This is a genomic window from Mesorhizobium sp. M0276, from assembly GCF_040321755.1.
Classification (GTDB): domain Bacteria; phylum Pseudomonadota; class Alphaproteobacteria; order Rhizobiales; family Rhizobiaceae; genus Mesorhizobium.
This window is the reverse complement of the sequence record NZ_JAMYSC010000087.1, coordinates 1-18945: the sequence shown is the minus strand read 5'-3', so window position 1 is coordinate 18945 and position 18945 is coordinate 1. Positions and strand designations below refer to the sequence as shown.

Genomic DNA, 18945 nt, shown 5'->3' with positions numbered 1-18945 from the left:
CGCCGTGGGGGTTTCGGCCTATAAATCAGGGCCCGGCCGAACCCCCGGAGCGGCTGCGCGCAGCCCGCCCGGGGTCCTCCGCGCGGCGGGACTGTGGGGGGTGCGAAGGAACGCGGCCTTTCTCGGAAGGCCGCCTCATGACCACCTTCCTCTTCGACGGCCACGACACCGCCCCCGTCACCATCCTGCTCGCCCATGGCGCCGGTGCGTCGATGGATTCGCCGTCGATGACCGCCACCGCCAAAGCGCTGGCTGCAGTCGGCTTCCAGGTTGCGCGCTTCGAGTTTCACTATATGGCCGCGCGCCGCTATGGGCATCGCAAACCACCGCCGCGAGCCGAGACGGTGAACCCGGAATATATCAAGGCGATCGCCGACCTCAGGGCCAAGGGCGTGGCCGGTCCGCTGATCATCGGCGGCAAGTCGATGGGCGGGCGCGTCGCCTCGATGGTCGCGGACGAGATGTTTGCAAAGGGTGAGATCTCGGGCCTGCTGTGCCTCGGCTATCCCTTTCACCCGCCTGATAGGCCAACGCAGCTGCGGACAAAACACCTCGCCGATCTGAAGACACCAACGCTGATCTTCCAGGGCACGCGCGACGAATTCGGCACGAAGGACGAGGTTGCGACTTATGCGCTTTCCGGCAGCATCGAGGTCCACTGGCTGGAGGACGGCGACCATGACCTCAAGCCGCGTAAGAGCTTCTCGGGCTTCTCCGCCGCCGATCATCTGAAGACATTGGCCGAGGCGGTGAAGGCGTGGTCGGGTCGGATCGTTTCCTGAAGCGATGAAGGTCGCCTCGTTCAACATCAACAACATCAACAGCCGGCTGGACAACTTGCTGGCGTGGCTGGCGGCGGCAAAGCCCGACGTCGTCTGCCTGCAGGAGTTGAAGGCGCGCGACACGCAGTTTCCGCGCTCTGCTCTAGCCGCGGCCGGCTATGGCGCAGTGTGGAAGGGCGAGCCGACCTGGAACGGCGTCGCTATTCTCGCGCGGGGTTCGGAACCGGTGCTGACCCGCGATGTCCTGCCCGGCGATGATGCCGACAGCCAGAGCCGCTACATCGAGGCGGCGGTAAACGGCATTGTCATCGCTTGCCTCTATGCGCCGAACGGCAATCCGCAGCCGGGACCGAAATTCGCCTACAAGCTGGCCTGGCACGCGCGACTGGAGGCGCATGCCGAACAGTTGCTCGACACCGGCCTGCCAGTGGTGCTGGCCGGCGACTACAACATCGTGCCCGAACCGCGCGACATCTATGCCACCCACTCCTATGACGACAACGCGCTAGTGCAGCCGGAGACCCGGGCTTCGTTCGCCGCGTTGCTCGAGCAGGGCTGGACCGACGCCCTGCGCAAGAAACACCCGAAGGAGACGCTCTACACCTTCTGGGACTATCGCCGGAACCGCTGGCCGCGCGATGCGGGCTTGAGGCTTGACCACATCCTGCTGTCGAAGAAACTGGCGCGGCGCCTGACGGCTGCCGGCATCGACCGCGACGTGCGCGGCGAGGATGGCGCCAGCGACCACGCGCCGGTGTGGGTGGAATTGAAGTAGGCGATTGGGTCCAAGCCTGTTGCGGCGGCGTCCCTCTTACCGGAGGCGGAGTCCAATCTGGTGACGACGAAGGCGCTGGCCGGCGGCTGAGGCGGCAACGAATGTCTCGTGAGACCTGTCGCGCAACTGTGTTGCCCCGGCACCGCCGGCGCAAGACTTCGCGGATCGGACGAGAGCGCCAAGCGCCTGCCGTGGTCGACGCGGACGGGGGGGCGCATTGTTGGGATGCTGGGGCGCCCGCGTCAACCAGGGCGGCTCGTACCGCCGCATTAGCAGCATTGCATATTGCACGGCGGCCGAAACTTCCGCGAAAGCGGAATAGGCGGAGATAAAGCGCGGATTCAGTGCCCAAATCCAGGCGCGCCTGAAGACAGTTTTTCTTTCTTGCCGGCGCATCATGTGCCCGAGGCAGTGGTGGCGGTGCCTAAGGAGCGAACGGTCTGGCATCGAGGCAGGGCGGTTGCGAGCGACGGGAAGGTGCTCGCGCGCTGCTGTGTGCCGCCTGGAGGCAAAATGACAAGCAGAAGAAAAGTGGGCCCGGCGGCCAGGTGCAAAGGGAGGCACGCCGGGCCCAGCCGACTTCTGGCGGTCGCCGGCCGACCTCTATATTCGCTGTCTCTAATATTAATGCAAGCCATGTCAGACCGGTGGAAAAGGCGGTCGAGCGTCAGAAGTCAATTGCGCCGCCTGCGATCGACACCAGTGTGACGGCCAGTGGGCTCCAGGCCGCCGTTGCCAAGGTTCTTCCTGCGATGCGCCCTGGGTGTGCAAGCGGCGCCCGATGTTCCCTTGTCCGGGCTGAAACGGTCACATCAGGCTTCTGCGTTTTCCTGTAGGACGAAGGTCTTGGCTGTCGGACGCAAAGGTCCAAGGGGCCCTGTTCGGTTCCGGCAATGTGCATTGGACGTTCTATTATTTTAGTCAAAACTGATATGATGGCTGGGCTAAAAGCTTAGCCGGACAAGGGTCTTTCGCCAATAATTCGGGCATGGAAAGTGTGGTTTTGGCAAGATGCCTCTCATGAGGCTGGAAGACGCCGTTGAGCGATCTCCGAGGCATCGAGATGCGCTTGTGGAGCCCGACCGATCGGCTATTTGATCGCGCTTTTGGGCAGCCTCAGTTCACGTTCACCAAGGGTGAGTGGCGGCGCTCGCCCTTCTGCAAGTGCCCGACTCGTGTCTTGTCGAACCGGCCTTCGCGGGTCGGGGCCCAATCCCGCTGCTCGATGGTCGGGCCATCGGTCTGCGGTGCATCACCTTCGATGGCGGTGCGTCGTTTGCCGCGCAGTCGGGTCCTTGAAATGACTGGAGGCGAAGCTCGGGGTGCCGACAAACAACAAGCTGAATCGCATTAATATCCGCCTCGGATACGCAATTTATCTACCAAGATCGAGAGCTACCCTGAGCCAATTACGAGCATCGTTCCAACAGCCATTGAATATTCTGGCCATTGTCGTGATGCCTTCAATTCTGGAATTTGGAATGGAACCCCTAGCCTGCGGTGGAGTTTCCATCCAGGGCGGAGTTTCAGTTACCAATAGGAGATGGTCATGAGACTTTATCTTTCGAGCGCAGCGGCCGCAGTCGTCCTGATGGGCGGCATCGGTGCGGCGCTGGCGGAAAATGTCGTCATCGTCCAGCCGCAGCAGGAGACGGTCGTTCGCGAATACATCAAGAGGGAGCCGCTTGCGTCGGTGAACCTTCTTGGCGTCGAGCTCAAGCTCGGCTCGTCGGTGCCGGACACGGTCGAACTGCGTGAGGTACCCGACGTCAGATATCGCGTCGCCGTGATCAACCACCAGACGGTTCTGGTCGATCCCGAGACCCGTCAAATCGTCGAGGTCCTGCGCTGAATGATGGTGCCGACAAAAGGTTGTCCGAGTCGCCTTGCCTTGGGAAAAGTCCGCCGCGACTTGGCAGTCGTGGCGGGCTCTGTTTTTGAGGCCGGCCTTGCCTGTTTGACGGCCAATCTGTCCAGAGGCGGGTTAAAGCTGCCATCCTCCCCATTGGGGTCCCATTGGGGGAGGGAGATCGGCCCGTTGTCCGCTAAGCTTATTCCGCCGCCAGCCTGTCCTGCGTCTTCGTCTCGAAATCGCTGGCGTCGTGGCGCTCGTGCAACTGCAGGGCCGGCTCGCCGAAGGCGCGGTTGACCATGCGGCCGCGCTTGACCGCCGGGCGTGCGTCGATTGCCTGGGCCCAGCGCTGCACATGCTTGTACTCGTGCACGGACAGGAACTCGGCGGAATCGTTGTACATGCGGCCGAGCGCCAACCCGCCATACCAGGGCCACACCGCCATGTCGGCGATAGAGTAGTCCTTGCCGCCGAGATATTCTGTCTCTGCCAGCCGGCGGTCGAGCACATCCATCTGGCGCTTCACCTCCATCGAGAAGCGGTCGATGGCGTATTCGAACTTTTCCGGCGCGTAGGCGTAGAAATGGCCGAAGCCGCCGCCCAGATACGGCGCCGAGCCCATCTGCCAGAACAGCCAGGACAGCACCTCGGCGCGGGCCGGCTGTTCATTGGGAAGGAATTCGCCGAATTTTTCCGCGAGATAGACCAGGATCGAACCGGATTCGAAGACGCGCACCGGCGTTTTGCCGCTGCGGTCCATCAAGGCGGGAATCTTGGAGTTGGGGTTGATCTCGACGAAGCCGCTGCCGAACTGGTCGCCATCGTTGATCCTGATCAGCCAGGCGTCATACTCAGCGCCCTTGTGGCCGCGCGCCAGAAGCTCCTCCAGCATGACCGTCACCTTGACGCCGTTCGGCGTCGCCAGCGAATAGAGCTGCAGCGGATGCCTGCCGACGGGCAGTTCCTTGTCATGCGTGGGGCCGGCGATCGGCCGGTTGATGCTGGCAAAGGCGCCGCCGCTGGGCTTGTTCCAGGTCCATACTTTCGGCGGGGTGTATTCGGTCATCTCGGGGCCTCGTGTTCGGGGGGTGGAAAGGGCGGACAGGTGCATGTAAAGCTAGGGTCGCGGATGGGGAAGTTCAACTTGCGTTGAACTATTGTTTTATGCCGCGCGCCGAGCTTCTCCTGTGTGAGGGGATGAGGTCAGCACCACGCCCCTTGCACCGTCTCCCATGCGGCATAGGTATAGGGAATAACGCCTCGCCAGAGCATTGCATCGCAGGACAAAAGCATGACCATCAATCCCAATCCGCGCTCGGTCGTTACCCTGCGGGCCACCGTTCCCGAAGACGCCTTTACGGCCGGGGCCCTCGGCACGCTCAGGGAAGGCAGCGGCGTCGTCATTCGCAATGACGGGCTCGTGTTGACCATCGGCTATCTCATCACCGAGGCGGACGAAGTCTGGCTGACCACCCATGACGGCCGCGTCGTTCCCGCGCATGCGCTGGCCTATGACCAGGAATCGGGGTTCGGCCTGGTGCAGGCACTGGCACCACTCAGCCTGCCGGCGGTGGCGCTGGGCGATGCCGGCAAGGCGAAGGTCGGAGACGCCGTCGTGCTGACGGACGGCATCGGTCAGTCGGTGCAGGCAAGGATCGTCACCAAGCAGGAATTCGCCGGCTATTGGGAGTATCTGCTTGACGAGGCGATCTTTATTGCGCCAGCGCACCCGTCCTGGGGCGGGGCAGGGCTGTTCGGCTCCGACGGTTCGCTGCTCGGCATCGGTTCGCTGCGCCTGCAGATGAGCCGCAACGGCGAGGTCGCCGACATCAACATGGTCGTGCCGATCGATCTGTTGCCGCCGATTCTTGACGATCTGCTGACGCGCGGCCAGGTGGCCAAGCCGCCGCGCCCGTGGCTCGGCGCGTTGTCGGCCGAAAGCGACGGCAGAGTGGTGGTGATGAGCGTGACCGAAGGCGGCCCGGCGGCCAAGGCTGGCCTGCGCGAGGGCGACATCATCTCCGACATTCGCGACGGCGCGGTCGACGGGCTGGCCGATTTCTACCGCAAACTGTGGGAGAGCGGCTCGGCGGGCGCCGAGATCCCGATGCGGGTGCTGCGTGACGGCCGCGAAACCTGGCTGCGCGTCAAGTCGGCCGATCGGGGCAGTTTTCTGAAGAAACCGCAGCTGCAGTAGGCGCTTCGCAAAGATGTTCAGGGACAGAGGGGGACGCGAAGGAACGCCGTACGCGCCCCGACAAGTTTGCTGACGGAAACTGACAGCAATTCATGCCACGATGCTGGCCAATGACGATAGGCGCGATGCTGGAGGCGGGACGACAGTGAAAGCGACGGCGTGGACGGCACCGAACGGGCAGGCTGGCTGATGGCGCCGGTGAAGGTCGATCCCGACAAGGTCCGGGAGTTTCCGGATCCGGAAAGCTTCTACGCCTGGCTCGACAAGCATCATGCCACGGAAACCGAAGTGTGGATCAAGATGCACAAGGTGGGATCGGGATTGAAGTCGATCACGCCCAAGGAAGCCATCGACGTCGTTTTGTGCTTCGGCTGGATCGACGCGGTGCGAAAGGGGCTGGACGACAAGAGTTTTCTGCAGCGCTACACGCCGCGCGGCAAGAGGAGCATCTGGAGCAAGATCAACATCGACAATGTCGCGCGGCTGGTCGCGGAGGGCCGCATGACCGAGCATGGACTGAGGGAGGTCGAGGCGGCTAAGGCCGACGGGCGCTGGGCGCGCGCCTATGGCAGCGGCAAGCAGATGAAAATCCCCGATGATCTGCAAGCGGCGATCGACGCCGAACCGGCAGCAAAGAAGATGCTTGAAAAACTCAGTGCGCAGAACCGCTTCGCGCTCGCCTTCCGCACCCACAACATGAAGACCGAGGCCGGCCGCAAGAAGAAGATCGAGACGTTTGTGGCGATGCTGAAGCGCGGCGAGACGATCTATCCGCAAGGCAGGAAGTAAGCCCCTCAGGCGCCCGAGTGCGGATCGATGCCGATGGATGCACGGGATAGCCGGGACCGATGGCGTCGCGCACGCGGCGGGTCCATGCGACGAAGGCCGGATAGTATCACCAAGTTCGTTAGTATCGCGACAGATGCAAACGCTTCGGCGTAGATCGATGGATTGAGACGCCGGCGGGACAGCGCCCCCCTCTGGCCTGCCGGCCATCTCCCCCACGAGGGGGGAGATCGGCTGTATGCGGCGCTTGCACCTCTTCCTTTGACGCTCGCCATCGCGTATGGCCCCGGGGAAAATCCTCCCAAGTTCCAATTCTCCCGGAAACCGCATGATCAGACTTGAAAGCATCAGCAAGCAGAACGGCCGTCAGCTCGTCTTCATCGAGGCGTCGGCGGCCCTGCAGAAGGGCGAGAAGGTCGGCCTCGTCGGCCCCAATGGTGCCGGCAAGACGACGCTGTTTCGCATGATCACCGGGCAGGAGCAGCCCGACGAGGGCCAGGTGCAGGTCGATCGCGGCGTCACCATCGGCTATTTCAGCCAGGATGTCGGCGACATGGAAGGCCACAGCGCTGTCGCCGAAGTGATGAACGGGGCAGGGCCGGTGAGCGAAGTCGCGGCAGAAATGGCCGCGCTCGAGGCGGCCATGGCCGATCCCGACCAGGCCGACCAGATGGACGAGATCATCGAAAAATATGGCGAGGCACAGCACCGCTTCGAGGAACTCGACGGCTATGCGCTGGACGGCCGCGCGCGGGAAGTGCTCGATGGTCTCGGCTTTTCCCAGGAGATCATGGACGGTGATGTCGGCAAGCTGTCGGGCGGCTGGAAGATGCGCGTGGCGCTGGCCCGCATTCTTCTGATGCGCCCCGACGCCATGCTGCTCGACGAGCCGAGCAACCATCTCGATCTTGAAAGCCTGATCTGGCTGGAATCCTTCCTGAAGAACTATGACGGTGCGCTCTTGATGACCTCGCACGACCGCGAGTTCATGAACCGCATCGTCAACAAGGTGGTCGAGATCGATGGCGGCTCGCTGACCGCCTATTCGGGAAATTACGAATTCTACCAGCAGCAGCGGGCGATCGCCGACAAGCAGCAGCAGGCACAGTTCGAGCGCCAGCAGGCGATGCTGGCCAAGGAGATCGCCTTCATCGAGCGCTTCAAGGCGCGCGCCTCGCATGCCGCGCAGGTGCAGAGCCGGGTGAAGAAGCTGGACAAGATCGACCGCGTCGAGCCGCCCAAGCGCCGCCAGACCGTGTCCTTCGATTTCCTGCCGGCACCGCGCTGCGGCGAGGACGTGGTCACGTTGAAGAACGTCCACAAGGGCTATGGCAGCCGCTCCATCTATGAGGGGCTCGACTTCCAGGTCCGCCGCCGCGAGCGCTGGTGCATCATGGGCGTCAACGGCGCCGGCAAGTCGACGCTCTTGAAGCTGGTCGCCGGTGCTTCCGAGCCCGACAACGGTACGGTCGCGCGGGGGCCTAGTGTGAAAATGGGCTATTTCGCCCAGCATGCGATGGAAGTGCTGGAAGGCGAGCGCACCGTGTTCCAGACGCTGGAGGACGCGTTCCCGCAGGCAGGCCAGGCGCCGCTTCGGGCGCTCGCCGGCTGCTTCGGCTTTTCCGGCGACGAGATCGAAAAGAAATGCCGCGTGCTGTCAGGCGGCGAAAAGGCGCGGCTGGTGATGGCGCTGATGCTGTTCGATCCGCCCAACCTTTTGGTGCTGGACGAGCCGACCAACCATCTCGACATCGCCACCAAGGAGATGCTGATCACGGCGCTCTCGCAATACGAAGGCACCATGCTGTTCGTCTCGCACGACCGGCACTTTCTGGCAGCTCTTTCCAACCGCGTGCTGGAGCTGACGCCTGAAGGCATCCACACCTATGGCGGCGGCTATACGGAATATGTCGAGAGGACGGGGCAGGAGGCTCCTGGGCTGCGAGGCTAGGGCGACAGCGGCTATTTGTGGAAAGAAGGGCTCTGTGTACTCTTCACGATGCTTGGGAAAGGCTCCGGAATGAGAATTGCAATGTCCGTCGCATTGGCCGTGACCATGGCGGGGTGCGCGACCTCTCCGGTCGACTATGGCGCGTCGCTTTCGCAGCAAGACCAGAAATGGGCATCGGCCGAATGCCAGCAAGCCCGCCTGGCGGCGTCGGACTACGAGGTTCGCGAGAAAGAGCATCCGGGATGGGGTTTCGGCGTCTTGCTTGGCCCGTATTCAATGGGGCTCGTTGCAGCCATCAAGGAGCATGAGCAGAAGCAACGAAAGCTGTTTGCCCGCGAGGTGCACCTGCAATGCTCGAGCCTCCCGCTGCCGAAGGAGTTGCAGGGCGATTTGAACCCCGCGAGTGCTCAGACGAAATATCCATAGTCACGACAGACAGGCCAGGCCCTGGTCGCCGATGACCGCGAGGCGATTGTCCGATTATCCCCCCGCCAGCCGCGGCAACAAAAAAATCTCCGCCCCCTCAGGCAGCCTCTTCGACCACGTATCCCGATAGATTGTCCCGTCGATCGCCACCGCGATGCCTTTGTCGATCAAGGGCTCGAGGCCGGGATACTGTTCAGCCAGCTTCCTGAACAGCTCCCTTATGTCCTTGGCCTCGATCTCGACCTTGCTCTTGCCTCCGGCGACAGCACCTAGCGATCCCCAGAGCGTTACTTCGACCATCAGCCTGCCCGCTCCTCCAGCGCCGCCAGAATGCGTGGCGGCGACATCGGGATATGCGTCATCCTCACCCCGACGGCATTCGACACCGCATTGGCGATCGCAGCCAGGGGCGGCACGATCGATGTCTCGCCGACACCGCGCACCCCGTAAGGGTGGTTGGGGTTGGGGATTTCGAGGATTTGCGTGTCGATCATCGGCAGGTCCGAGCAGACCGGGATGCGATAGTCGAGGAAGCCGGGATTCTGGAGCCGCCCATCCTTGCCGTAGATATACTCCTCGTTGAGCGCCCAGCCGATGCCTTGCGCGGCACCGCCCTGGTACTGTCCCTCGACATAGGTCGGGTGCACCGCCTTGCCGGCATCTTGCACGACCGTGTAGCGCAGAACCCGTGTAGCGCCGGTCTCGGGATCGACCTCGATATCGCAGATATGGGTGGCGAAGGAGACGCCCGCGCCGTCGGCGACGAGTTCGCTGTGGCCGGCGATCGGTCCGCCGGTCTTGCCCGACTCCACCGCGATCTCCTTCAACGACAGCCGCCCAAGATTGCCATGCTTCTCGCCCTTGGCAATCGCGTGGCCCTTTTCCCAGACCACGTCGTCGACGGGAATGTCCCACATCTGCGCGGCGCGTTCCCGCAGGATCTTGATCGCGTTGCGGGCGGCCGAGATCGTCGCCATGGAGGACGAGAAGGTGCCGCGGCTGCCGTCCGTCATGTCGTTGTAGCCGAGGCTGGACGTATCGGCGACGATCGCCTTGACTTGGCTATAGTCGATGCCGAGTTCTTCCGCCGCGACCAGCGACAGCGACGCGCGAGAACCACCCACATCGACCGTTCCGACGGCGAGCGATACCGAGCCGTCCATGCCGATGTTGAGGTCGGTGCAGGTCTGGCCGCCGAAGTTGAACCAGAAGCCGCAAGCCATGCCGCGGCCCTGGTTCCTGCCCAGCGGCGCTTTCATGTGCGGATGGCTCTTCACCGCCTCGAGCGTCGGGCCGATGCCGATCGGGCCGTAGACCGGGCCATAAGAGGATCTCGTGCCTTCCTGGGCGGCATTCCTGATCCGGAACTCGACCGGGTCCATGCCGACCTCCTTGGCCAGCTCGTCGATCGCGCTTTCCACCGCAAATGCCGCCATGGGCGCCGACGGCGCGCGATAGGCTGCGGTCTTCGGCCGGTTGACCAGCACCTCGTAGCCGACCGTGTTGACGTTCTCCAGCTTGTAGCAAGCAAACGCGGTCATGGCACCGATCTCGGCCCACATGCCCGAATAGGGTCCGCAGGAATAGCGCAGTGTCGCCTCGGCGGCAGTGATCGTGCCATCCTTGCGGGCGCCGATCTTGACGTCGATCGAGGTGGCGCTGGTCGGACCCGAGGCGCGGAACACCTCGTCGCGGGTCATCACCAGCTTGACCGGGCGGCCGGCCTTGCGCGACAGCGCCAGGGCGACCGGCTCGGCCCAGACATGTGTCTTGCCGCCGAAGCCGCCGCCGATCTCCGAGGAGGTGACGCGCAGCTTGGAAGCTTCCATGCCAAGGAGCTGCGCGCAGTGCTGGCGGTAGACGAAATGGCCTTGCGTGCAAACCCAAAGGTCGGCGGTGCCGTCGGAGCTGACGCTCGCCACACAGGCATGCGGCTCGATATAGCCCTGGTGCGTCTGCTCGGTCTTGAACGATCGCTCGACGATGAAATCGGCGTGGCCGAACCCTTGATGGACATCGCCGTGGCCAAACTGGCTTCGCTTGGCGACGTTGGACGGTTTTACCGGCTTTTCCTCCAGGCCCTCGGTGAAGATGGCGTCGTTGATGAGGGGTGCGGAGTGTTTCATCGCCTCGTCGACATCGGTGACATGCGGCAAAAGCTCGTAGTCGACCTCGATCAGCTTCAGCGCCTGCCTGGCCGTTCGGGCGTCGACCGCTGCCACGGCGGCTACCGCGTGGCCGTCATAGAGCGCCTTCTTGCGCGCCATGCAGTTGTCGAGGATGTCGTACATGGCGGCATCGCCATTGGTGAGGTCGGGCAGGTCGGCCGCGGTGATCACCGCTTTCACGCCGGGAAGCTTCTCTGCCTTGGACGTGTCGATCTTCCTGATCGTGGCGTGCGCATGCGGGCTCCTGAGGACACGCCCGACCAACTGGCCGGCCATGTTGAAGTCCGCACCGTAGCGGGCGCGACCCGTCACCTTGTCGACGCCATCAGGACGGATGGGGCGTGTGCCGACAGAAGTAAAATTGCGACCGGAGTAACGCGGATCGAAATTCATGGTCAGGCTCCCTTCATCACGCTGGCGGCGTCCTGGACGGCGCGCACGATCTTGTCGTAGCCGGTGCAGCGGCACAGGTTCCCGGCGAGGCCGAAGCGGATTTCCTCCTCAGTCGGGTCGGGGTTCTTGGCCAGTAGGTCCTTCGCCGCAATCAGGAAGCCCGGCGTGCAGATGCCGCATTGGAGTGCTGCGTGCTCGAGGAACTTCTGCTGCAGCGGATGCAGTTTGTCGCCATGCGCCATCCCCTCGATGGTCTCGACGCGCCGGCCTTCAGCCTCCGCGCCGAGCACCAGGCATGAGCACACCAGCCTGTTGTCGAGGATGATGCTGCAGGCGCCGCAGTCACCGGTGCCGCAGCCTTCCTTGGCGCCCGTCAGCCCCAGGCGATCGCGCAGGACGTCGAGCAGCGTCTCGTCCGGTTGGCAAAGATACTCGACATTGTCGCCGTTGATTGTCGTTGAGACTGCAACTCCAGCCATCATTTGCCTCCTGCACGTGCGTAGGCGGTCGTGGCGGCCCGCTTGGCCAGCACGCCCGCAACCTTTCTTCTGAATTCGATGGTGCCGCGCTTGTCGTCGATCGGACGGCAGGCGCCCGAGCAGACCTTGGCGAGCCGCTCCAGCGTCGCTTCGTCCAGCTTGGAGCCGATGAGAACCTCTGCGGCCTCTTCGACCAGAAGCACCGTCGCCGCCACGGCGCCCAGCGCAACGCGAGCCGATTTGACGACACCGTGCTCGTCGAGCGTCAAATTCACGCCGGCACTGACCACCGCGATATCCATCTCCGTGCGTGGAATGAAACGCAGATACGCATCGCCCGAATGCGGCGCGCGTTTGTCGAGCAGGATCGCCTCGATGATCTCGCCTTTGGCCAGGGAGGTCTTGCCCGGCGCGGTCGGCACGCTTTGCACGGGAATCGTGCGCCTGCCCGCCGGCCCGACGACCGATGCCCTGGCGCCTGCCGCAACAAGCGCCGGCACGCTGTCGGCAGCCGGCGAGGCGTTGCAGAGGTTGCCGGTGATCGTGCAGCGTCCCTGTACCTGTTTCGAGCCGATCAGCTTGGCCGCTTCGACGACGCCGGGCCATGCCTTTTTCAGGGCAGCGCTCTCTCCCAGGACGGCGCAGGGGACTGCGGCACCGATGCTGAAGCCTTCAGCCGTTTCGCGGATCTCGCTCAGGCCGTCGATCGCCTTGATGTCGACGATCAGGTCGGGTTCGACAAAACCGCCCTTCATCCTGACCAGGAGGTCGCTGCCTCCCGCGAGGATGGCGGCCGTGCCAGCCGAACCGGCCAATTGGCCAACGGCATCTTCGATTGAAAGCGGACGTATGTAGCGCATCGTCTCCCCTTGGTTATCGCAATCTCAGCGACCGTTATAAACGGTCTCCTCATAATGGCTATCCGGTTCCTCATCTGCGGCGATTGGGCCAGAGGGCGCAAATAGACCGAACTGGCGTGCGCCTGAGTGGCAGGAACCGGCTTTGAGGTCATTTTCGGGAAACTTCGGCTATGGATCAAGTACGCTCAGAAGGTCGCCGGCGCTTAATGTACCATCGTCGGCATCGCACGGGATTTCAAAGCTGGAACTGACTGAATACGTCCTTTGGATTCTAGCGCAGCAGCCCTTCCGCCTCGAACAAGTCCCAGCCTTCCAGCTTTGGCCGTGAAGCATCATGCTTTCCCGAATTTCTGGTACCGCGGGCCTTGCCCTTCCGTTTTCCTGCTCGCGTCAGAGCGGCCTTGCCGGCCCCGCGCCGCCTGTTCTCGGAGGCTTCTCGCGCATCGTCCTCCCTCCAGGCCGCCGCCAGGTCACGATCGAGAATGTCCTCGATGTGCCGTGAATCGAAGACATGGAAGGTGACGGCCTTGGATCGCCCGCGCATCTTGACGGTGCGCGTGCCGACGCTTTTCAGGCGGCCATCCCTAAGCCACTTGTGACGTTCGCGGGAGGAGATTGTGAGAATGTCTTCAGCCTCCCGCGGAAGCACGGGCAGTGCTTCTATCCCTTCCAGGGTCCTGGAGATGATTGCCGAGGCGGCATCGAACGCATCCGTGTCGGTTTGCACCATACGCAACACAATGCGGCCCGTCTCAGCCTTGACAAACGTCCTCACCACCCACGGCAGACGGGCTCGAGTTTCACGTTCGATCCCTTTCAAGCGTAGGGATGAGCCAAGCGTTGCCGATGGCGGCAGCGTCCACTCGGCAACCAATGACGGGCCGGTACCTCGCTCGGATGTCCGATCAGGGGCGGTGAAGATTGCCGTGACGATGCCAGTCATCAACCTTCGAAAGGAACCGTGCTGCTTGTCTGCAGAGTCCATGTCTCATTTTCGCTCACCAAGGGTTCGTGGAACGACTGTTCGCACAGAAAACAACCGAAATCATGGTCAACAGTTCCCTGAGATCGCGGAGTCGAAGGCCGGTTCGGTTTCGTCGGCAGATTCAACCGCTGTACGGGTTCGATCGCGAGGCGGCTTGGACAGCGTTGTCGAGGATGCGCCATCGCTGACCCATGCCACCGGGTAATGACCGTCACCCTGTGGCCAGCCATTTGCGAGACTGGGCGAAGGTCTTGAACGCCTTGGCCTCCATCGGGCGGCCGAAGAAATAGCCCTGCAGGATATCGCAGCCGAGCTCTTTCAGGATGCGCGCGTGCTCCATCGTCTCGACGCCTTCGGCAACCACTTCGATGCCGAGCGATTTGCCGATCTCGATGATCGACGCCACCAGGTGCCGCTGCGCCATTGAGCCGGTGATGGGTGTGATCAACTGGCGATCGATCTTGAGGCGGCGCGGCTGCAACTTGAGCAGCGATACGATCGAGGCATGGCCGGTGCCGAAATCGTCGATCTCGATGTCGATGCCGAGATCCTTGATGTGTTCGATGTTCCAGGTGACCAGATCATCGTTCTCGTCGAGGAAGATGGATTCCACCAACTCGAACGATACGGTTCCCGGCTTGATGGCGAGCGTGCGCAGGCCCTCGATCAGGTCCTTGTCCTCCAGGCGCGTGGCCGAGACGTTGACCGACACACGCGGGATATTGAGATGGCTGCGCGACCAACGCTCGAAATTCTCCAGTGCGTGCTTGAGGACGATGCGGTCGATCAGCGCCACGACGTTGAGCTCTTCAGCCACCTTCAGATAGGCGTCGGGGGCCAGGATGCCGCGTCGCGGGTGTTTCCAGCGCGACAACGCCTCGACGCCGACGATCTCGAGCGACTTGGCGTCGAACTGCGGCTGGTAGTAGGCGATGAATTCGTTCCGCTCCAGTCCGCTCAGGATCTCATCGGCGGTCTGCTTGGTCCGCACGATCTCGCTCTGCAGCTCCTCGTTGAAGAACTCATAGCGGTTGCGGCCACGGCTTTTCGCCCGGTAAAGCGCGAGATCGGCGTTGACGAGCAACTGCTTCGTGTCGACGCCGCTGTCGGCGGCAATGCCGATGCTGACCCCGAAGCGGCAAGGATGGCCCTGATAATCGACGGGCTGGCGCATCTCCTCGATGATGCGGTCGGCGAGCGCCGAGAGCTCGTCGTCGTCGCGCCCATAGGTCACGACGACGAACTCGTCGCCGCCGATGCGCGCAACGAAATCGCCGGAGCCGGCATTTGCCTTGATGACCTTCGAGGCCTGCACCAGCATGGCATCGCCAGCTGCGTGGCCGAGCGTGTCGTTGATCTGCTTGAAGCGGTCGAGGTCCAGATGCAGCATCGCTGTGCGGCGGTCGGATTCGCCGGTATCGGCCAGCATCTCGTCGAGGTAGCGGCGATTGGGCAGGCCGGTGAGCGAATCGTGCAGCGCCACATGCTCGATGCGTGCCTTGGCCAGCTCCAGCTCGTCGTTCTTGGATTCCGACAGCTGGCGCTCGCGAATGAGGGTCTCGGTGAGCAGCACGTCGCTGGTCACGTCCCATTCGGCGCCGATCATCTTGGGCGTGCCGCCAATGCCTTGGGAGTAGCTTGCGCGCGTGCGCACATGGCGGACGGTGCCATCGGGGCGCAGCAGCCGGTATTGCGAGGAGTAGAGGCTTTTTTTCGCCGCAGCCGAATTGAAATCGCGCTTTGCCCGCTCGATATCTTCGGGATGGATGGCCTGTGCCCAATCTCTATAGCCGCGCGGCCTTCCGTCGGCAGACCTGCCATAGATCTCGTTCACGCGATCGTCCCACACCAGCTCGTTGGTGGTGAGGTCGTGCTCCCACACGCCGATGCCCGAGGCTTCCAGCGCCAGTTCCAGGCGACCGGACAGGCGCCTCAGCTCGGCGTCGTTTTTCTGCCTTTCGCCGAACAGCCGTCCGGCAATGAGGATCGGCAGCACCACCAGCGCGCCGGCGAGCAACATCAGCGACCGCAAGGTCCACTCGTTCTTCGGAGCTGCCGGCCAGCCACCCTTTGGGATGGCCGAAATTCGCCACGAACCTGAAGGCAGTTGCACATCGGCGGACACGGGGTTGCCGGCGACGACATTGTCGCCGCCGAAGAATCGTTCGCCGCCGCCGCCCAGTGCATCCTTGCCGATGAGCGCGACGTCGATGTCGAGATCCGCGTCGGTCAGCCCGCTCGCCGCGTAGAGCCGGTCGACATCGACCACTGCCGACACGATGCCCCAGAAGCGGGTGCCGCCGCCCGCAGTCGGCACAAAGACCGGGATGCGGCCGATGAAGGCGTTCCCGCCCTGCGCAAGTCTGACCGGGCCGGCGAGCACCAGCACGCGCTGGTCGCGCGCCCGCAGCGCCGCCATGCGTTGCGCCTCGTTCTTGCGGTAGTCGAGCCCGATAGCCTTCTCGTTGCCTTCCATCGGATACATCAGCGAGATGACGAGGTCGGGCGCGCCGGCGATGTTATGCAACTGCGATTTCTGCTCGAACAGGTTGCGCGCAAGCGAGGCAAATCTCTGCTGGCCCATATAGGGCTCCGTCACGATGGTCGAGACGAGCCCCTGAACAAGCTGAAGATTGCCGTTTATGTTGCCTTCGAGCTTGGCGCGGATGATGCTGACCTTGGCCAATACATCGGCGCGCGCCAGCTGATCGGAAACCCTTCTGTTCTGCTGGTCGGCAACGACGGCGCAGACCAGGAGCACGACAAAAGCGATCGCCGCCGGCAGGTTGGCGGACGAAAAAATGGCCCGTCTTACGTGGCCTAGACTGAATGCCGTTGTGGCCAATCGACCCGAACACCCTTCCTGAACAACAGCCCCCGAACTGATCCTAGTAGCAAACGCTTAAATTTGCCCTTCCAGGCTGGCGGCAAATTTCAGCATCAACAGCGTGCGCCGGCATTGGGGTCGCTGGCTGAACTTGTGCTTATGGTGGCGCGATTACATGTCGCCGCTGGCCGGACTTTCGAGACTGGATTGGTCGCGAAAGCCGCTCGCAACAGCTGGTCCGATCTGGTCGGCGGCCAGCTGCAAAAGCTGCACGCGCGAGGCGACCTCCAATTTGCGATAGATGTTGTTCATATGGATTTTCAGTGTGCCTTTGGAGATGCCGATATCGATCGCGATGCGTTCGTACGGCTTGTCCGCGGCAACCAGTCGGGTGATCTCCATCTCCCGCCTGGTCAGCCGCGACGACAGTTTCTGCCATTTGACCCGACGGGATGCTTCGTTGTGCAGGGCCTTGCCGACAATCTCGGCCGGCAGCCAGCGGCCGCCCGCGGCGACCTCGTGGATACATCTGAGCAGCGCCTCGACGGCGGTCTCCTTGAACACGATTCCGGCAACGCCAACCGCAACCGCGTCGTAGAGCTGCGCTTGCGAGGCACCGACCGTCAAAAGCACGCAAAGCGTGGCAAGGCCCTGCCTGCCGATTTCGGCGGCGATATCGAGACCGCTCAGTCCCGGCATGCTGAGGTCGAGCACGGCGATATCAGGCACGTCGCGCCGGATCATGGCCATGGCGACGGTGCCGTCCTGCGCCGAACCGACCACCCGGAAACCGGGATCGCGGGCAATCAGGTCGGTCAGGCCGTGCAGCAGCAGCGGATGGTCGTCCGCGATGAAAACCGTGGTGACCATGTTCAGCTCGCCAGCAGCCGGCCTTTGGTGTCACGACCCCATGGTGCAACGTTGCCACCGATGGATGGCGGCCAAAGCCCTTGTTCGGTCATGCTTCTTCCCCCTTTGCGTGTCTCTACGACTCGCGAGTGACTGCTTCTTGACGGAAACGAACACCGACACGGCTCGCATCGCCCAAAGCGTGAGGCCATGCTGACAGAAGCGGCGCGACTGTGCAAAACATTAGCAACTGCTTAGTTAATGCTGACGTGGTACCTTCGGCAAGACGTGCAACGGCGGACTGAAAGAAGACGCTACTCCGGGATGCCGATGTTGGTCTTCATCTTAAAAAGACCCATCGGCATCATCAGGAAATTTTTGTAATTCCTACTATGAAACCCAAATATGGAAAATAATTCAACCGCAATCGCGACGTTATTGTTGTTATCGCGAAGAACTTTTCCGTAATTAACTTTACCCTCTTCCTATAACCTGGGTTATATAGACGAACGCATTGCGACCTGCGAGATATGGTTTAGGGAATATTAACGTCCAGGTGATCGCTAGGGTCGTTTGGGGGTTTTGGGGTTTTGGGGTGTGAGTGTAGCTGTCAGTCCGACGGTGGGCCAGTTCCGCCATGCGGGAATAGCTGTGTCTGGTGAACGGGAGGCGGTCTCCCCGCCGGTCCTTTCGCTGTCAAAATCTCCATTCAAAGCCGCTTTTGTCACGAACGACTGCTCGCCGGCGAGACGGCGTTCAGCGGAGGCAAGACGCCCGGCGACGTAACAGGTTTGGGTAGTCAGCCGCCTTGCGCGGCCAGCAAGGGAACGCGCCTGCCGGCGCAGGGGAGTTGAGAACATGACCACTATTGATCTGACCGGTGGAACCACCTCGCAGACATTGACCGACGGCACCATTTTTGCGGCCGCGCCACAAGGTGACTCCGGTACAGGCAACTACGACACGTTCCTTGTGCTTAAAGAGAAGGGCACGGAAAGTGGCTTCAACACCGACGGCAATCCGCTGCCACTGGATGACAAGCAGCCGGCGCACACGAACGCGCTTCTGTTGAGCGACATGCAGGTGGTGACCGTAGATGGCCACAACTACTACGTCTTCAAACTCGACGCCAATGAGCCGAACAGCACCACCGGAGGGATACTATCCCTTACCTCGTTGCAGGTCTATTCGGCCTCGGATCCGAATATCACTACCCTTCCGACGCTTCAGAGCCAGCAACTGCTCTACAATATGGATGGGAACGCCACCGACGGCGACGTAACCGTTCAGTTGAATGCCGGCAACAACGCGCCGGCAGGCAGTGGCCAAGGCGATCTGTTCGTTTACATCCCCGCCAGCTTCTTCACCGGCGCAAATGGCGGTTATGTCTATCTGTATTCGACTTTCGGCAATACCTCCGACGCAAATGCGGACGGTGGGTTTGAGGAATGGGGTGTTATCACCTCGGCCGGCGACAATCAGGCGCCAACGATTGCCGTCGAAAAGACGGCCGATCCGACCTCGATCAATGAGGGTGTGGCCACGCAGGTCACTTACACCTATGCGGTGACGAACACGAGCCCGGCCGGTGCGGCCGACCCGCTGACGCTGACGT

Annotated in this window: 16 protein-coding genes; 8 read left to right on the top strand and 8 right to left on the bottom strand. The window is 62.5% G+C overall.

What is annotated here, in order from left to right:
* The first annotated feature begins 137 nt into the window (after positions 1–137).
* From NKJ01_RS33740 to NKJ01_RS33730, 3 genes are all read left to right on the top strand, one after another.
* Positions 138–782 (top strand): alpha/beta hydrolase family protein, encoded by a 645-nt coding sequence (locus NKJ01_RS33740; RefSeq protein ID WP_352734753.1) that lies wholly within the window; start codon positions 138–140, stop codon positions 780–782.
* Positions 783–786: 4 nt separating this feature from the next.
* Positions 787–1557 (top strand): exodeoxyribonuclease III, encoded by a 771-nt coding sequence (locus NKJ01_RS33735; RefSeq protein ID WP_352734752.1) that lies wholly within the window; start codon positions 787–789, stop codon positions 1555–1557.
* 1549 nt (positions 1558–3106) lie between these two features.
* A complete protein-coding gene (locus tag NKJ01_RS33730; RefSeq protein WP_031260460.1) occupies positions 3107–3409 on the top strand; it encodes a DUF1236 domain-containing protein in 303 nt (100 codons plus the stop codon).
* Positions 3410–3608: 199 nt separating this feature from the next.
* On the opposite strand, the gene yghU is transcribed toward NKJ01_RS33730, so the two are convergent.
* Entirely contained in the window at positions 3609–4475 is an 867-nt protein-coding gene (yghU, locus tag NKJ01_RS33725; protein WP_352734749.1) for a glutathione-dependent disulfide-bond oxidoreductase, read from the bottom strand.
* A gap of 225 nt (positions 4476–4700) precedes the next feature.
* Between yghU and NKJ01_RS33720 the strand changes: the two genes are divergently transcribed.
* From NKJ01_RS33720 to NKJ01_RS33705, 4 genes are all read left to right on the top strand, one after another.
* Entirely contained in the window at positions 4701–5606 is a 906-nt protein-coding gene (locus NKJ01_RS33720; protein WP_352734747.1) for a S1C family serine protease, read from the top strand.
* 189 nt (positions 5607–5795) lie between these two features.
* Positions 5796–6395 (top strand): YdeI/OmpD-associated family protein, encoded by a 600-nt coding sequence (locus tag NKJ01_RS33715; protein ID WP_352734755.1) that lies wholly within the window; start codon positions 5796–5798, stop codon positions 6393–6395.
* A gap of 325 nt (positions 6396–6720) precedes the next feature.
* A complete protein-coding gene (locus NKJ01_RS33710) occupies positions 6721–8343 on the top strand; it encodes an ABC-F family ATP-binding cassette domain-containing protein (RefSeq protein ID WP_352734745.1) in 1623 nt (540 codons plus the stop codon).
* 69 nt (positions 8344–8412) lie between these two features.
* Positions 8413–8769, top strand: coding sequence for a hypothetical protein (locus tag NKJ01_RS33705; RefSeq protein ID WP_352734743.1), 357 nt, complete (start codon positions 8413–8415; stop codon positions 8767–8769).
* A gap of 54 nt (positions 8770–8823) precedes the next feature.
* Here the strand turns inward: NKJ01_RS33705 and NKJ01_RS33700 are convergent, their stop codons facing one another.
* From NKJ01_RS33700 to NKJ01_RS33670, 7 genes are all read right to left on the bottom strand, one after another.
* Positions 8824–9069: a MoaD/ThiS family protein gene (locus NKJ01_RS33700; RefSeq protein ID WP_352734741.1), complete on the bottom strand. Its 246-nt coding sequence runs from the start codon at positions 9067–9069 to the stop codon at positions 8824–8826.
* Positions 9069–11330 (bottom strand): xanthine dehydrogenase family protein molybdopterin-binding subunit, encoded by a 2262-nt coding sequence (locus tag NKJ01_RS33695; RefSeq protein WP_352734739.1) that lies wholly within the window; start codon positions 11328–11330, stop codon positions 9069–9071. Before NKJ01_RS33695 ends, NKJ01_RS33700 begins: the two co-directional genes overlap by 1 nt.
* 2 nt (positions 11331–11332) lie before the next feature.
* Positions 11333–11809 (bottom strand): (2Fe-2S)-binding protein, encoded by a 477-nt coding sequence (locus NKJ01_RS33690; RefSeq protein ID WP_352734737.1) that lies wholly within the window; start codon positions 11807–11809, stop codon positions 11333–11335.
* The gene (locus NKJ01_RS33685; RefSeq protein WP_352734735.1) at positions 11809–12669 is read right to left on the bottom strand and encodes an FAD binding domain-containing protein; all 861 of its coding nucleotides are present in this window, start codon (positions 12667–12669) and stop codon (positions 11809–11811) included. The genes NKJ01_RS33690 and NKJ01_RS33685 overlap by 1 nt, the downstream gene beginning before the upstream one ends.
* Positions 12670–12940: 271 nt before the next feature.
* Positions 12941–13612, bottom strand: a complete 672-nt coding sequence (locus NKJ01_RS33680; protein ID WP_352734733.1) for a hypothetical protein — start codon at positions 13610–13612, stop codon at positions 12941–12943.
* Between the two features lie 253 nt (positions 13613–13865).
* Positions 13866–16499: a bifunctional diguanylate cyclase/phosphodiesterase gene (locus NKJ01_RS33675; RefSeq protein WP_352734731.1), complete on the bottom strand. Its 2634-nt coding sequence runs from the start codon at positions 16497–16499 to the stop codon at positions 13866–13868.
* A gap of 153 nt (positions 16500–16652) precedes the next feature.
* Positions 16653–17351, bottom strand: a complete 699-nt coding sequence (locus tag NKJ01_RS33670) for a response regulator (protein ID WP_352734729.1) — start codon at positions 17349–17351, stop codon at positions 16653–16655.
* Between the two features lie 837 nt (positions 17352–18188).
* Here NKJ01_RS33670 and NKJ01_RS33665 point away from each other — a divergent pair.
* Positions 18189–18945: hypothetical protein (locus NKJ01_RS33665; protein ID WP_352734727.1), on the top strand; the 757-nt coding region annotated here is incomplete at its 3' end.

Coding starts and splice junctions, on each gene's coding strand:
- NKJ01_RS33740 (WP_352734753.1), top strand. CDS start 138: ATGACCACCTTCCTCTTCGACGGCCACGACACCGCCCCCGTCACCATC.
- NKJ01_RS33735 (WP_352734752.1), top strand. CDS start 787: ATGAAGGTCGCCTCGTTCAACATCAACAACATCAACAGCCGGCTGGAC.
- NKJ01_RS33730 (WP_031260460.1), top strand. CDS start 3,107: ATGAGACTTTATCTTTCGAGCGCAGCGGCCGCAGTCGTCCTGATGGGC.
- yghU (WP_352734749.1), bottom strand. CDS start 4,475: ATGACCGAATACACCCCGCCGAAAGTATGGACCTGGAACAAGCCCAGC.
- NKJ01_RS33720 (WP_352734747.1), top strand. CDS start 4,701: ATGACCATCAATCCCAATCCGCGCTCGGTCGTTACCCTGCGGGCCACC.
- NKJ01_RS33715 (WP_352734755.1), top strand. CDS start 5,796: ATGGCGCCGGTGAAGGTCGATCCCGACAAGGTCCGGGAGTTTCCGGAT.
- NKJ01_RS33710 (WP_352734745.1), top strand. CDS start 6,721: ATGATCAGACTTGAAAGCATCAGCAAGCAGAACGGCCGTCAGCTCGTC.
- NKJ01_RS33705 (WP_352734743.1), top strand. CDS start 8,413: ATGAGAATTGCAATGTCCGTCGCATTGGCCGTGACCATGGCGGGGTGC.
- NKJ01_RS33700 (WP_352734741.1), bottom strand. CDS start 9,069: ATGGTCGAAGTAACGCTCTGGGGATCGCTAGGTGCTGTCGCCGGAGGC.
- NKJ01_RS33695 (WP_352734739.1), bottom strand. CDS start 11,330: ATGAATTTCGATCCGCGTTACTCCGGTCGCAATTTTACTTCTGTCGGC.
- NKJ01_RS33690 (WP_352734737.1), bottom strand. CDS start 11,809: ATGGCTGGAGTTGCAGTCTCAACGACAATCAACGGCGACAATGTCGAG.
- NKJ01_RS33685 (WP_352734735.1), bottom strand. CDS start 12,669: ATGCGCTACATACGTCCGCTTTCAATCGAAGATGCCGTTGGCCAATTG.
- NKJ01_RS33680 (WP_352734733.1), bottom strand. CDS start 13,612: ATGACTGGCATCGTCACGGCAATCTTCACCGCCCCTGATCGGACATCC.
- NKJ01_RS33670 (WP_352734729.1), bottom strand. CDS start 17,351: ATGGTCACCACGGTTTTCATCGCGGACGACCATCCGCTGCTGCTGCAC.